The sequence below is a fragment of the Alteriqipengyuania halimionae genome, from assembly GCF_009827575.1.
Taxonomy (GTDB): Bacteria; Pseudomonadota; Alphaproteobacteria; order Sphingomonadales; family Sphingomonadaceae; genus Alteriqipengyuania_A; species Alteriqipengyuania_A halimionae.
Genome location: NZ_WTYR01000001.1, coordinates 1,403,855 through 1,418,458 on the forward strand (window position 1 = coordinate 1,403,855; position 14,604 = coordinate 1,418,458).

Below are 14,604 nucleotides of genomic sequence, written 5' to 3' on the forward strand. Positions count from 1 at the left end.
AAATGGATGAAAAAGTTAACGGACTTGGGAATCCTATCATAAATTGTCAGTGTCTTTGTTCCGGCTGGGTGGGCATATTCAAATCTGCCTGATCAACCCGATCAGCCGAATAGCGGAAGCGGGACTTTTAAGATCGCGACCGGGATTTTGAGGAGGAAGTTGAATGAAGATCGTTAACACCAAAGTGATGGCCGCGCTGCTTGGCGCTTCCGTGCTCGCGAGCGCGCCCGTCGTGGCGCAGGATAAGTCCGGCACCAACAAGTCGGAAACCGAGCTCGAACTCACCGACAGCGGCAAGATGGTCGAAAAGGCCGCGCTGGGCTATCGCCTCGCGGAATACGCCCGCGCCAATGAAGATGGCCAGGCGATGCTCGTCGCCGCGCGTATCCTGAAAGGCGTGTCGCTGCGCGACAGCGACAACAAGGGCGAAATGGTCGCCACCGGATCGGGCAAGGCCGACACCGGAGAAGACGGTGCCATGGTCACCGCCGACACCCTGCTCGACGAGGCAGCAACCTTCGCCGCGGACGACGACGATCTGCTCGACATGATCGAGGAAACCCGCGCCGCCGAAAACCGCGGTGCCGTGGGTGGCGCGATCGGCCTCCGTCGCTGGGTCCCCAGTGCAACCGCATGGAATGTGGATTTCTCCGCTCGTGGCGGTGAGCCGCTGGTCATCGCCGCCCAGCGCGACTCGGGCACCCCGGTCGATCTGCAGGTTTACGACGAAAACGGCTATCTGGTCTGCCAGGACATGAGCCACAACGTCGTGCTCAAATGCCGCGTCGATCCGGCTTGGACCGGCCCGTTCCGCGTCAAGCTGAGCAACCATGGCGGCATCGGCACCGGCGTCCAGCTGGTGACCAACTAAGCCGCAAAGGGGCGCCGCTCGCAAGAGCGGCGCCCTTCTTTTTCTCGCCAGAACGCGCGGAACTGTCCACGACGTCGATCGAGGTTTCCTGCCATGAACCGTCTTACCCATCTCGCCCTTCTGCCTGTCGCCGCGCTGGTGATGGGTTTTCAGGATGCCGGCGAGATCGAAATCGAGCCGGTTCCTCCACCCGCAGAGCTTCGCTCCGAAGCTTTCGTCGCGGCGCAATACGCTCAGATTTCGGCCGCCGCTGCCGCAGTCGACAAGGTTACGGCGCGCTTCTCCGCCGGTGGCGGCGAGCTTGCGCTGCTCGAACAGCAGCGGGACGAGAAGCTCGCCGAATTGCAGGCGGTCGATCGCCAGTTCACCGCGCTGATCGAGCGCGGCGACCAGGTGAGCGAAGAACAGCGCCGCGAGCTGGCCGAGCGCCGCCGTGCAATTCGCGAAGACGTCACCGCGATCGAGGAGCGGATCAACACCGAATTCCCGCAATATTTCGAACTCACCCGCCCCAAGCCGCTCGACGTCGCGCAGGCGCAAGCGCTGCTCAATGATGACGAAGCGTTGCTGATGGTGTTGGTGGCCGACGACGCGTCCTATGTCTGGGGCGTCACAAGGGACAAGGCCGACTGGATCCGGTCGGAAAAGATGAACGAGAAGGCGCTCGCCGCCGCCGTAGCCAAGCTGCGTTCGAGCATGGGGGTGAAAGACACCCGCTCGGGCGCGCCGGTCGATCTTTCGGGAGGCCAGCAGGAAACCGATGCCGGCACATTGACGACCTACGCCGCCCAGCCTTTCGACCGTAAGCTGGCCTATGAGATCTACTCCGAGTTGATCGCGCCTCTGCAAGATACGATCGGCGGCAAGGACGTGCTGCTCACCAATGTCAGCGGCGCGCTCACCGCATTGCCGCTCGGACTCCTTGTTACGGAATCACCCGAAGGCGCCGACAACGACCCCAATGCGCTGCGCCGCACCGGTTGGCTGATCGACACTTATGCGCTCGCCGAACTGCCGTCCGTTTCCTCGCTGCGCGCGCTGCGCTGCCTGCTGATTGCGCGCAAGGAAGATGCCCATCCCGGCTGTGCGACGGCGTCGGGATCGGACAACTATGCCCGCTCGTCCCGCGGCGGCGTTTCGCTGGCGGGCTACGGCGCGCCGACCCTGCGCGGCGAACCCGGCGATACCGACAACGACACCGATCCGGGCGATGCCTATGATGGCCAGCTCGCCGATACCGAGGCGCTGCGCAGCCTGTCCAAGCTGCCGCACGCCAAGCTGGAGCTCGAAAGCCTGGGCAAGACCTTCGGCAGCGCGGCCAAGATCGTGACCGGCGATGAGGCGACCGAAAGCGCGGTCAAGGCAAGCAAGGAAATCGCCTCGGCCCGCTTCATCGTGTTTTCGACCCACGGCCTGCTCGCCACAGAAGTGGGCGACGTGGCCGAACCCGGCCTCGTTTTCACCCCGCCCGCGCCCGACGCCAAATCGGAACAGGACGACGGCCTGCTGACCGCCTCCGAAGCCGCTACGCTCGACCTCGCGGCGGACCTTGTGGTCCTGTCCGCCTGCAACACCGCCGCAGGCAGCGGCGAACCGGGTGCCGAAGGCCTCTCGGGTCTCGCCCGCGCCTTCCTGTTCGCCGGCGCGCGCTCGCTGATGGTCAGCCACTGGGCGGTGAGCGACGAAGCGACCTCGCTGCTGATGCAGACGACCTTCCGCCAATTGGAAAGCGGCGACATCGCCAGCCGCGCCCGCGCCTTGCAAACCGCCATGCAGCAGGTTCGCAACACGTCAGACGGCAGCTTCGTCAATCCGGTGTTCTGGGCGCCGTTCAGCCTGGTCGGCGAACCGGGGGCGTGAGGTGGTTTGGAATCGCCGAGCGACGGCTGTTGCGTTTGCGCTCCTCGTAGTACCAAGCTCACTCGCGGCGCAGACCGAGGATTCACCGGGGGCTAGCGAGCACGCCTCCGGCCTAATCCCTCCAACGGAAGAGGAACTGGTTGCACTCGAACAGCCTCCGGCCATCCAGCTTGCGCTCGACCAGGGTCGGCTCGCAGCCGCTGCCAGATTGCTCAAGCCCCTGGTAGAAAATTGCCAAGAGGAATTGAAAGATCCTCGCCGCTGCCTCGGCCACCTTCTGGTGATGACAAGGGTCGCAAGCGAACTGCGCCTTCCGGCGCTGGCGGACGAAAGTTCTAGCCAAGCAATGAGCCTATTGGAGCAAGAGGGATTGTGGGAAGATCCTATCGCTCTGCTCGTTGTCGCCAGTCGCTTGCAGCATCTACTCGATGCCGAGAGGCGCGGCGATGTCGAAAGCATCGGCGCCAGGATCGACCAGCTTCTGTCCTCCCCACGGCAGCGTCGTCACGCCTATATGATCATGTTTCTCGATTTCGCGTGCGACTACTTGGAGTTTGTTGACGAAATCGAATCCAGTTTGAAGCTCTCTGTTTTCTATGTGCAGCTTCTCGAGAATATTGGCTTGACTAATGGCCGAAATCTCCAATCGGCTGTTTTGCGAACGGCGCGCTTGCTTGAACGACAAGGAAATAGCGATTCCGCAAGGCAAATATACGATGATCTATTCTTGCGCCTTCTCCGAATGAAGGACGAACACTATCACTATTCTATTTACCAAGCCTCGGCCAGAAACGCTTGGAGGAGCCGAGATTACGATCGCGCCTGTGTCGATTACTCGATAGCTCTTCTCTATTTTACAAAACAGGGCCACGAAATGTCGACAGAGGCCGCCAACTTGCACTTTTGGACATCGGTCTCGTGCTATCGAACCCGCGAGAGCCTACCTAAGGCGAGAGCGCATTATCGGCGCGCCCAGGAAATTTTCCTGGCACGCGCCAAATCAGGTATCGCCACTGACCCGCGTAAAGAGGCATCCCTCTTCAGGCCGATCTTTACCAATACCGTCAACGTGGCTTGGTGGCTGAGCCATTGATCGGCATCGCTTTCTTCTTGGCAGCAGCCGTGTCGGCCCCGGCCCTGCAAAGCGCTGAGCAAGTCCCACCCTCGCCCGCCATGCAGGCGGCGATCGATGCGGGGGATGTTGGTGCCGCAGCCGAACAGGCGGCGATCGAGACCGAGGCTTGCTTGGCTGATGCGGGGGCGGAACCGACGATCGAGACGCTCGCTCCGTGTGCGTCGCTGATCATGTTGGCGGCGCAGCTCTCTCAGCAGGCGGGGATGTACGACGAAGCGCTCGACTTCGGCGAAGCGGGCACCAATCTGGGCGTCGCCGCCTTTGGCGAGAATTCGGACATCGTAGCCTATTCGCGGCGAGCCCGCGGGCTCGCGCTGCTTGAGCTCGGCCGACCGGATGAAGGATACGCCGAACTGGCCGCAGCGCTTTCGGCCGGTCGTGAACTTTATGGCGATAACGATCCCGAGCTGACGCTGTTTCTTGGCGCCATGGCGAACGCGGAGCTTGCGAAATCCAAAGCAGCGAAAGCGGTCGCGCTGCTTCGAGAAGCGCTTGCCCTCGAAGATGATGAGCTGTTTCTTGCGCAATGGCAGGTGCAGTATACCGTCGCGCTCATCCTCCTGGACGATGCGGAAGCGGCCGTGAAACAGGCTCGAGCCGCAGTTGACACTTTCGCGCGCTTGGTCGGCGATAACTCTACCCAGGCCGTAGACGCGCGCATTCGCCTCGCGGGTGCGCTGGCTGCAGCACAGCGCACGGACGAGGCTTTGGAATTGCTGGATCCGCTGATCGCTTCTCTCGATGGGATGGACGGATTTGAGTTCCTTCTCGTCGAGGCCCTGTTCGAAAAGGGTAAGACGTTGATCCGAATGAGCGCGTTGGACGATGCCGCTGTCGTGTTGGAGAAATCCCTGCATCTCTCACGAAAGATCAATGGCGACGATGCCTCGCGTACTGCCGTGATAGTCGATCAATTAGCCGCCTTGCATCAAGCCGCCGCAGCGACTGATGACGTCGTTATCCATCCGCCTGCAGAATTCTATGAAGCCTACAATGCGGGCGACATGGAGCAAGCCGAAGCCATTCTCGCGCCGATAGCGAAGAAATGCGGGCGCGAGTACAGCCCCGACGGCCCCGATCCCGATAAACTCGCCCCCTGTGTCACTCAATTCACTATGCTGAGCATGACGTATTCCGGGCTCAACCAGCTTCGCCTCGCAGCCCAATTCTCTGATCTATCGATCGCGATTGCCGAAGCCAATATGGGCGATCCTTCGCGTGAACTCGGGCAGGCCCTGATGGCGCGAGGCTTAATCCTCCAACAAAAATCACGCATTATGGAATCCGTCCCTTACCTCGAACGGTCCGTTGCCATGCTCGAGGGCGATTCACCGAACCAGGCCGCGTCGATGCTTTTCCTCGCGTCCGCCCGGCTCGACACCGGTGACGCAGAGCTTAGCCTCGAGCTTGTCCAAAAGGCGATCGCGCTAGCCGGCACCGAGTTCGCGCCGATCAACTTCATCAACGTCAAGGCGCTGGCGCTCCTCGCGCTCGGTCGCATTGACGAAGCGGAAAGTCTACTGAGAGAAGCGATGGCCGCCAATCCGGACATCACAGTACCGACCCGACTCAAACTGGAAACCGCGCTGGCGCAAACTTTTCTCGAACAATTGAAGTTCGACGAGTCAATTGCGATGCTCGATCGGCTTGTCTCGGAAGTGCGCGCAATCTTCGGCGAACACCCCCTGACGGCCAACGTAATCGACCTTCTCGGCACCGCGCATTTGCGCAAGGGAGACAACCGGGCCGCAATCGACGCGTTGCGCGAATCGCTCGCTATAAAACGCGCCCTCGTAGGTGACGACACGCCGCAGGCAGCGCTTGCCTACAACAGTCTCGGGCTCGCACTGCTCGATTCCGGCGCAATTGACGAAGCGAAAAATCTCATCCTGCGAGCGCTCGAAATCGTAAGAAAGCTCGATGAATTTAACTTCGATGCTTATTCCGCGATCGCAATCAGTTTCGCGAGACTGGCCGAACTCGTCAACGACCCGGCAACGAGCCTGGAGGTAGCCGACGCCCTCGTCCGCTATGCCGAGGCCTACGACAGGCTCGACACGCCGATTATGGCTACAATTCGGGTTTCTCGCGGTACGGCACTGACACGACTGGGCCGGTTGGACGAAGCCGATAGGGAACTTGACGCGGCATGGGACACTGCTTCGGCATCTGACAATCGGCGCCAATCTGCGTTTGCGGCGGCGATTGCGAAGGCACAGGTCGCCATTGCTCGGAAGGATCGCAGCACAGCGAGAAAGTGGTTCGGTAGAGCCGAAGACATCGCTCGAAGAACATTTGAACCCACTAGCTCATACCGTTCGACTGTCTGGTTTCTCCATGGCGCGTTTGAACTCGACACTGGCGGCGATCTGGCCGCCGCGCGCACTCTGCTGCGCCGTTCTGCAGACGGGTCGCTTTCCCGTATCGAAAGCTACGACGATTTCGACGCCGCTGCGCAGTGTGAGATGCGTGGGCTATCGCAGATTTTCCGCAATCAGGTCGAAGCAGCCTGGAAATTGCAGAGCGCGCCGTGATGCAGGACTTATTGACCTGTCAGTTTTCGTCCGTGGCCGGGCACCGCACATCCGGGCAGAAGATGTCCATGCAGAGCCGAGGAAAGAAGAAGTCGATGCGCCGAACCCTCTCCCGTCTAGTCGCGTTTTCGCTTCTCCTCGGCTCTGCAGCCATAGCTCCCGCCTCTGCCGCCAATCCCCCGGCAGAGGCGGCAAGCGCTCCCCTTTCATCAAGCGACACCGAGGCCGATGCCGGTACGCAGATCGAAGCCGCCGCGCTGGTTCGCGATCTGGTCGCTTATGCCCGCGCTGCCGAGGACCCGGAAGCGCTGCTGGTTGCCGCGCGCATCCTGGAAAACGAGAACATCGTGCTCGCCACTGCCGATGGCGCGCCGCTGGTAATCGGCGAAGTCCGCGGCGAGGATATCCCGATCGTCGAGCCGCTCACCCTGCTGGCCGAAGCGCGCGCAATGGCCGAGGACGATCCCGCCATCCTGCGCAAGATCATCGATATGATCGCGAGCGAAGATCGCGGCTTCCTGCCGCAGGCGATCGTCTACACCCACGATCTCAAGGGCAGCGGCAAGCTGGTGATGCGGGCCCGCGCACAGGGGGGCCGCCCGGCTCTCGTCCGCGTGCGCGGCGATGGCGATGCGCGGCTCGAAATGCTGGTAAGCGACGAAAGCGGTCGCGAAGTCTGCCGCAGCCGCCCCGATAATGGCGCGCGCGGTGGCGACCTGGTCTGCCGCTGGACGCCGGTCGCCACCGGAAATTACCGCCTGGAACTGATCAACCGCGACCGGGTGTGGACGCGCACGATCCTGGTATCGAATTGAGGAGAGAACGATGATCCGCTGGCTGGTCGCAATCCTGGCACATGTCGCGCTGCTGGCATCACCGCTGGCGGCCAATGCCATGCCGGAAGATGACGCTGCCAAGCCCCGCGTCCGCGCGGTGATCGTCGGCAACACCAATTACGATCCCTCCGCCACCGAAGTGATCCGCTGGGTCCCGCTGATCGGTGCCTATAACGATGCGGTCATGGTCGCCGAAACGCTGCTGAAGGAAGGCGTCGCGCGTGACGACATAACCCTCATCACCGAGAAGCCAAAGGACGACAAGGGGCTTACGATCCACCAGACCGACCTCGTGCCGGACGGGATCGGCACCCGCGCCGCGATCCTTGGCGCGCTAAAGAAGGTGGTAGACACCACGCGCCCGGGCGACGAGGTGCTGATCAGCTTTTCCGGCCATGGTTACCACCAGAAGGAAATGGTCGAAGGCAACGAACCCGACGGGGCCGACGAGATATTCATCCCGCTCGATATCGGTGATCCGCTGCCCGGCGATCCCGACAAGCGCCTGCCGCGTGCGATCACAGATGACGAGATCGGCGCGGTGATCGACGCGATCCGGGCCAAGGGCGGCAATGTCACCTATCTCGCCGATTTCTGCCATTCGGGCGACACGATGCGCAATGCCGGCGAGCCCAGCGACATGCCGCCGGCGGGCATTCTGTTCAAAAAGAAGTTCGTCGAAATCGGCAATGGCGATTTCGTAAAGGACCTCGCGGTCGAGACCAGCAAGGGCAAGCCCGGTTGGGGCACGTTCGTGGCGATGATGGCCGCGCCGTCCGACACCGAGGCCAAGCAGCGCAATGCGCCCGCTTTCCGCCCGCGCGAGGATCGCGCGCCGCACGGCATCCTGACCGCCTACAGCTTCGCCAACCTCGGCAATCCGGCCGTGGTCACCTATCGCGATCTCGCAACCCGCGTGGGTTCGAACATTTCCGAATACGAGAAGAAGGCGCCGCTGCCGCTGTTCGACGGCGATCTCGATCGTCCGATCCTGGGCGGTTTGCTCAAATCGGCAGGCGAAGCGCGCGATAGCTGGCTGGTGGTCAAACCCTCCCGCCCGCGCGATTCCGAAACGATGGAGGTCGACAGCCTCGAAATGAGCGCGGGCAGCTTCAACGGCGTGACCCCGGGCACGATCATCGCGTTGTCGAGCGTCCGCCAGAACGGCGAGGAGCAGGTACTGCTTTACGGCAAGGTCGAAAGCACGACTGCCTTCACCGCCAAGCTCGTGCCCGCCTCGTTCGACGATATCGATGCCAGCGCCTGGCAGGACATCCGCGATATCGACGGCGATCGCTTCAGCCGCGAGGCCAAGCTGATCGCCACCATCGCCCAGCGCGCGATCGACGTGTCTTTCCGCGTCGCGCGCCCGCGCCTGCCCGCCAGCCCCACCGAGGCGCAAAAGGCCGTGCTGCGCTGGATCGACGGGCTGACCGAGCTTGAACTGGGCAAGATGGGCGTGACCTTTGTCGAGCCGGGCGACGAGGCGGATCTGCTGCTCAATTTCGATGGCCGCATGCTGGCCGTGTCCGAAGCCGGGACCAAGGTGACCGATTACGGCGCGGCCGATATCGAAGCGCTCTATGCCGAAGACGGTCAGGCCGAGATCGGCTTTGTCTTGGGTCCGTCGCTAACCCGCGCCGCGCGCTTCGCACGCCTTCGCAAGGTGCTCGCCTCCGACGATGCGATGGGCACCCAGGCCGACAATCCCAGCCAGAAGGTCGCGGTGCGGTTTTATCTCCTGCGCTCGGAAGACAATTTCAACGCAGACGGATCGTGCCGCATCCCGCCGAGCGCCGGCCTCGCTTACGAAAAGGTATCGCCGATGTCGCGCCCGCTGGGCGACAGCGGCTTCACCGACGATGGCGGGCGCGTGTTCCGCAAATGCGACCTGCTGAGCATCGAGATCGAGAACACTTCCGGCGAGGAAGTCTACATCAATCCGGTGTTCTTCACCTCATCAGGCGCGATCTACTGGCTGCCATCGCTGCGTTCGAGCAGCGATGTGCGCTATCCTCCGGGACGCAAAGGCGTCGCCCATCTCCAGTTCGGCAAGGAAATGGACGCACAGCGCCTGCAGGACGAGCTAATCGTGCTGGTCTCCGAACAGGGTGACGGCACCGCGGTCAGCTATGCCAAGCTGGTCCAGCAGCCGGTGCTGGTCGCCTCCTCGGAGGCCGAGGGCAAGCTCGTCGCGGGCGAAACACCGACCATGACGCTGCGTTCGGGCGGAGCCAGTGCCGGCGGGCTCGATGCAGTGCTCAATTCGGTGCTGGGCGGCGCCGATCGTTCGGGCACGTCGGGCCAGGCGACCGCGACCGGGGCGGTCCGGTTCGAATTCACCGTTCCGCCCGCCGATCGTGCCGGTTCTTAAAACGAGCCATTGACGCTGAAGGCGAAGATCGGCCCGATCAGCCGGTCGCGATCTTCGGTAAAGAGTATCGGGCTTTCGTTTCGCAGACCGGTGAACACCGTTCGCTCACGCAATTGTCGCGCATCGAGAATATTGGCAATGGTTGCGCGCACCCGCAGTCCGAACACATCCTTATGTTCGACGAAGACATCGGCGAAGACGGGGCCTTCCGAGTTCCAGCTCGATTGATCGGACCGGAAGCTTGGCTGGTTATCGGAGTAATTCGCCGAGAGCCCGTACGCCCAGTCGCTGCCGGGAATATCGTGGCGCAGGCCCACTTCGACAACGGCATTGGTGAACCCGCTGAACTCTCGCCGCTTGCCGGTGAAGGGATCGAGCACGCTCGATTCCTGAAGCAATAATCGGAAATCGCCGCGCACGCCTTTCAAGCCGATCGGATCGAACGTGATGGTCGAATTCCAGTCGATCGCTCGCGCCCAGGCATTGTCGATATTCCCGACAGCCTCGCCCCCGGATACCGGGACGATATCGACATAATCCTCGAAATCGCGAGCCACGAACTGGACCTTGGTCGAGCCCCAAGGCCCGAGCGATTTGTTGATCTCGGCCTCGAAAGACCAGTCCTGCCGCGGGCGCAGATCGTTGTTGCGGGCATTATCCGTCCCGTCATTGAGGTTCGCTCGGGCGAGAAAATCGTAGAAGGAGAGCTGCCCGACCCGGCGGCTGACCTTCGTCGAGATCGAGAGATCGGGATAGGGATTCCAGGACAATGTGAGCGAGCCCTTTGGCCGGGTGAAGGCACGCGATTGCATGGTCGCACCGCTCGTGGTGATGGTCGAATTCTCGACCCCTGCGATCAGCTGGAGCGACAGCTTGCCGGTGATCGGCCGCCCATAGCTGGCAAGAACTTCATAGCGATCTTCGGACACCCCGCCGCTGCCCCCGGGAAACGACACTTCGAGAAATTCGCCCGTGGCGGAATCGAGCTCGAACAACCCCGCCGTATTGTCGAGCGTGTTGAACGCTGCTTCGCCCGCAAGCTGCGCATCGCCGCCCAGCAGCTTGAACGAATATTCGCCGCGCGCAATCGTCTCCGCAGTGGTTGCATCCTGGGTGTAGCGAGATCCGGAATCGGGCGTATCGTCGCGATAATCGTTAATCAGCGTCGTTTCGTAGGGTTCGTCGCCGTAACGGCGCAGACCGATCAGCTTCAGCCGTCCGGGCCCTGCGCCGAATTCGACGTCGCCGCCGATTTCATAGCTCCAGCCATCGCCGCGATCGCGCAAAGTCCGGTCCCGATCGGCCTGATCACCCCCGGTGTAAACTCCGTCCTGGTGAAAACGGTCGAACACGCGCTGATACGATCCGTTGAAATGGGCGATGGTATCGCCCGCCGGATCCCAGGTGAGATTGGCCGAGAGGCGCGGTGAATCGTAGTAAGAGACGATGACTTCGTCCCGCTCCTCGATCACCTCGCCCGCTGCGTCGCGGATCAATGTTATGCCGCCGGCGCCGCCGCGACCTGAATTGCCGTTGTCGAACCCGAACTCGTAGGCGAGCTCGCCATTGCGGCCGGACACCGAAATCTCCCCCTTTGTATAAAGCGGATCGGTGAAATGCGGGCGAAATTGCGGTCTCCAGCTGAATTGCCCCTTCATTCCGCCGGACTCGAAAACGACATTGGCCACTTGGCCTGCCAGACCCGGGATATCGAGCGTCGATCCGTCGACGATCTCGATGCGGGTCACGTTGCTTGCCGGAATGCGCGAGAGTTGCGCATATACGTCGTCGGACTTGCTCGATGCGCGGGCCCCGTTGAACAGCACGTTGCCGCTCGCCTGGCCCAGCCCGCGCTGGCCGTCGCTGTCGCGGATCTGAAAGCCGGGCACACGGTTCAGCATGTCGAGCGCGTTGGTCGGGGCATAACGCGCAAAATCCTCCGTGGTATAGATCAGCGCCGTGTTGTCGTAGGCTTCCGGAGCGGCCACATCGGTCGGCACCGGCTGCGGTTCATCGCCGGTCTCCTGCGCGGCCACCGGAGCTGCAGTGAGCGCGACGGCAAGCGTCAGCAAGCTCGTCGCTGATCCGTGTTTATGCATTTTTTTCAATTTCCCTTTTAGCCGGAGCGCGATCTCGGCCCCAAGTTGCGAGCATCGCCATGGCAGCGAGACCGCCGCGAACACCCTCATCATCGACAAACGTAATCGCTGCATCGACAAATGTAATCGAATGTCTGCGCAGGAAATTTCTTCGCGCCGGTCGAAAACTGGTTTCAAATGAAATTATCTCTGGCCAGCGACGTTTCGTCGCGTCATGAGGAACCCCTCGCCAGCATGAAGGGTTATCCAGACGTGGACTATCAGACGGGATTCCTGAACCATTTCGCCACCGAGGCGGTCGAAGGTGCGTTGCCGATCGGGCGCAACAGCCCTCAACGCCCCGCCTTCGGCCTCTACGCCGAACAATTCTCGACCACCGCCTTCACCGCGCCGCGGGTCGAGAACCGGCGTTCGTGGCTCTACCGTCTCCTCCCCACCACCGCGCACGGGAAGATGCGCAAGGCCGAGGAAATCGGCACCCGCTGGCTGACCGCTCCACTCACGTGCGGCATCGCCGATCCCAATCGCATGCGGTGGGATCCCCTCCCCTCTCCCGAGGGCAAGGTCGATTTCATCGAAGGCATGACGACCTATTGCGCCAATGGCGATGTCGGGGCAGGCGATGGGCTGGGTATCCACCTTTATGCCTGCAACACCTCGATGGAGAACCGCGCGTTGCAGGTCTCCGACGGTGAAATGCTGATCGTGCCGCAACTTGGCCCGCTCCACATCACCACCGAATTCGGCAAGCTCGACGTGCCGCCGGGTCACATCGCGCTGATCCCGCGCGGCGTGCGCTTTGCCGTCGCGGTCGATGGCCCGTCAGCCGGCTATGTTTGCGAGAACTACGGCGCGCTGTTCCGGATCCCCGACCTCGGCCCGATCGGCGCCAACGGCCTTGCCAATCCGCGCGATTTCGAAGCGCCGGTTGCGTGGTACGAGGATCGCGATTGCGACTTCACCGTGATCCAGAAATACCAAGGGCATTTCTGGTCGGTCACGCTCGACCATTCGCCATTCGACGTCGTTGCCTGGCACGGAAATACCGTGCCCTATCGCTACGATCTCTCGCGCTTCAACACGATCGGCACGGTCAGTTTCGACCATCCCGACCCTTCTATCTTCACCGTCCTCACCTCCCCCAGCGCCCATGCCGGAACCGCGAATTGCGATTTCGTGATCTTTCCGCCGCGCTGGATGGTGGGCGAAGATACCTTCCGCCCGCCCTGGTTCCACCGCAATGTGATGAGCGAATTCATGGGACTGGTGCACGGCGAATACGACGCCAAGGAAGGCGGCGGCTTCGCTCCCGGCGGTGCCTCGCTCCACAACCAGATGAACGGCCACGGGCCCGATGCGCATTCGACGCAGAAGGCGATGGAGGCCGATCTGAAACCTCACAAAATCGACAACACGCTCGCCTTCATGTTCGAATCGCGCTGGGCCTACACCCTCGCGCGGCAAGCGTGTGAACTTCCCGGACGGCAATCCGATTACGACGATTGCTGGACCGGCTTTCCCAAAGCGGAGATTCCATGACCTTAACCGACCACACCCATAATCCCGACGCGCGCAGCTGGGTACTCGGCAGCGAGAACCACGCCGATTTCCCGATCCAGAACCTGCCGTTCGCGATGTTCTCCAGCGGCGGCTCCAAGAAGCGCGTCGGTGTCGCCATCGGGGACATGATCCTCGACCTGGCAGAAGCGGCCGATTTCATGGCCGACGATGCCCGCAAGCTGGGCGAGCTGGGATCGCGCGCCGATCTCAACGCGCTGTTTTCCTGCGGTGCCGAAGCCATGCGCACGCTGCGCCATGCGATTTTCGATCTGCTGACGGATGGCGGCAAACAAGCCGATATCGAACCGCTGCTCTACCGCGCGAGCGAGTGCGGATTGCACATGCCGTTCACCGTGCGCGACTATACCGACTTCTACACCGGCATCAATCACGCAACCAATGTGGGCAAGCTGTTCCGCCCCGACAATCCGTTGCTTCCGAACTACAAATTTGTGCCGATCGGCTATCATGGCCGTGCTTCATCGGTTCGCGTTTCGGGCAGCGACGTTACGCGCCCCAAGGGCCAGACAAAGGCTCCCGACGCCGATGCCCCGTCGGTCGGGCCGAGCAAGCGGCTCGATTACGAACTCGAGATGGCCGTCTGGGTCGGTCAGGGGAACGAGCTCGGCGCACCGATCGACATCGCCGACGCCAAGAAGCATATTGCCGGGATCGGCATCCTCAACGACTGGTCGGCGCGCGACCTTCAGGCGTGGGAATACCAGCCGCTCGGCCCGTTCCTCGCGAAGAGCTTCCACTCCTCGGTCAGCCCGTGGGTGGTGACGATGGACGCCCTCGCCCCCTTCCGCGTGGCGCAGGAAGCCCGCCCGGAAGGCGATCCCGCGCCGCTCGATTACCTGTTCGATGAAGACGACCAGGCGACCGGCGCGCTCGACGTGACGATGGAAGTCCACCTCTCCACCGCGAAGATGCGCGATGCCGGCCAAGCGCCGATGTGCCTCAGCAAAGGCCCGATGACGGCGATGTACTGGACGATCGCGCAGCTGATCGCGCATCACTCATCGAACGGTTGCGACCTCAATCCGGGCGATCTTCTGGGCACCGGTACGCTGACCGGCAATATGCCCGACAGCGTTGGCTCGCTGCTTGAGATCACCAATGGCGGCAAGGAGCCTCTGGCCCTCCCCAATGGCGAAACCCGCACCTTCCTCGAAAATGGCGACGAAATCATCATGACCGCCTATGCCGAGAAAGCCGGTGCGGCGCGGATCGGCTTCGGCGAGTGCCGCGGCCGGATCGTCGAGGGTCCGCTCGGCTGACCGCCACCTCCAATTGCCTTCGCGCCCCGCTGCGCGTATAGGAACATCTCGCCCC

General features: G+C 62.2%; 9 protein-coding genes. 8 read left to right on the top strand and 1 reads right to left on the bottom strand.

Annotation, left to right across the window (positions count from 1 at the left end; genetic code table 11):
* Positions 1-163: 163 nt before the first annotated feature.
* The 6 genes from GRI68_RS06805 to GRI68_RS06830 all read left to right on the top strand — a co-directional run bounded on the left by GRI68_RS06805 (position 164) and on the right by GRI68_RS06830 (position 9,610).
* Positions 164-871 (top strand): hypothetical protein, encoded by a 708-nt coding sequence (locus tag GRI68_RS06805; protein ID WP_160616551.1) that lies wholly within the window; start codon positions 164-166, stop codon positions 869-871.
* A 93-nt stretch (positions 872-964) separates the two neighbouring features.
* The gene (locus GRI68_RS06810) at positions 965-2,731 is read left to right on the top strand and encodes a CHAT domain-containing protein (RefSeq protein ID WP_160616552.1); all 1,767 of its coding nucleotides are present in this window, start codon (positions 965-967) and stop codon (positions 2,729-2,731) included.
* Between the two features lie 208 nt (positions 2,732-2,939).
* Complete coding sequence (locus GRI68_RS06815; protein WP_160616553.1) at positions 2,940-3,824, top strand: hypothetical protein; 885 nt, start codon at positions 2,940-2,942, stop codon at positions 3,822-3,824.
* The gene (locus GRI68_RS06820) at positions 3,821-6,400 is read left to right on the top strand and encodes a tetratricopeptide repeat protein (RefSeq protein WP_160616554.1); all 2,580 of its coding nucleotides are present in this window, start codon (positions 3,821-3,823) and stop codon (positions 6,398-6,400) included. The genes GRI68_RS06815 and GRI68_RS06820 overlap by 4 nt, the downstream gene beginning before the upstream one ends.
* A 95-nt stretch (positions 6,401-6,495) precedes the next feature.
* Positions 6,496-7,215, top strand: coding sequence for a hypothetical protein (locus GRI68_RS06825; RefSeq protein WP_160616555.1), 720 nt, complete (start codon positions 6,496-6,498; stop codon positions 7,213-7,215).
* Between the two features lie 10 nt (positions 7,216-7,225).
* On the top strand, positions 7,226-9,610 hold the full coding sequence (locus tag GRI68_RS06830; protein WP_160616556.1) for a caspase family protein: 2,385 nt from the start codon (positions 7,226-7,228) through the stop codon (positions 9,608-9,610).
* Here GRI68_RS06830 and GRI68_RS06835 read toward each other — a convergent pair.
* The gene (locus GRI68_RS06835; RefSeq protein WP_234028736.1) at positions 9,607-11,682 is read right to left on the bottom strand and encodes a TonB-dependent receptor plug domain-containing protein; all 2,076 of its coding nucleotides are present in this window, start codon (positions 11,680-11,682) and stop codon (positions 9,607-9,609) included. The genes GRI68_RS06830 and GRI68_RS06835 overlap by 4 nt on opposite strands.
* A gap of 261 nt (positions 11,683-11,943) precedes the next feature.
* On the opposite strand from GRI68_RS06835, the gene hmgA reads away from it, so the two are divergent.
* Positions 11,944-13,248 carry a homogentisate 1,2-dioxygenase gene (gene hmgA, locus GRI68_RS06840; protein WP_160616558.1) on the top strand — a complete coding sequence of 435 codons (1,305 nt, stop codon included), beginning with the start codon at positions 11,944-11,946 and terminating at the stop codon, positions 13,246-13,248.
* Complete coding sequence (fahA, locus tag GRI68_RS06845; protein WP_160616559.1) at positions 13,245-14,549, top strand: fumarylacetoacetase; 1,305 nt, start codon at positions 13,245-13,247, stop codon at positions 14,547-14,549. Before hmgA ends, fahA begins: the two co-directional genes overlap by 4 nt.
* Positions 14,550-14,604 lie beyond the last annotated feature (55 nt).

Excerpts from the sequence above, each read along its gene's own strand:
- GRI68_RS06805 (WP_160616551.1), top strand. The coding sequence starts at position 164 with ATGAAGATCGTTAACACCAAAGTGATGGCCGCGCTGCTTGGCGCTTCC.
- GRI68_RS06810 (WP_160616552.1), top strand. The coding sequence starts at position 965 with ATGAACCGTCTTACCCATCTCGCCCTTCTGCCTGTCGCCGCGCTGGTG.
- GRI68_RS06825 (WP_160616555.1), top strand. The coding sequence starts at position 6,496 with ATGCGCCGAACCCTCTCCCGTCTAGTCGCGTTTTCGCTTCTCCTCGGC.
- GRI68_RS06830 (WP_160616556.1), top strand. The coding sequence starts at position 7,226 with ATGATCCGCTGGCTGGTCGCAATCCTGGCACATGTCGCGCTGCTGGCA.
- hmgA (WP_160616558.1), top strand. The coding sequence starts at position 11,944 with ATGAAGGGTTATCCAGACGTGGACTATCAGACGGGATTCCTGAACCAT.
- fahA (WP_160616559.1), top strand. The coding sequence starts at position 13,245 with ATGACCTTAACCGACCACACCCATAATCCCGACGCGCGCAGCTGGGTA.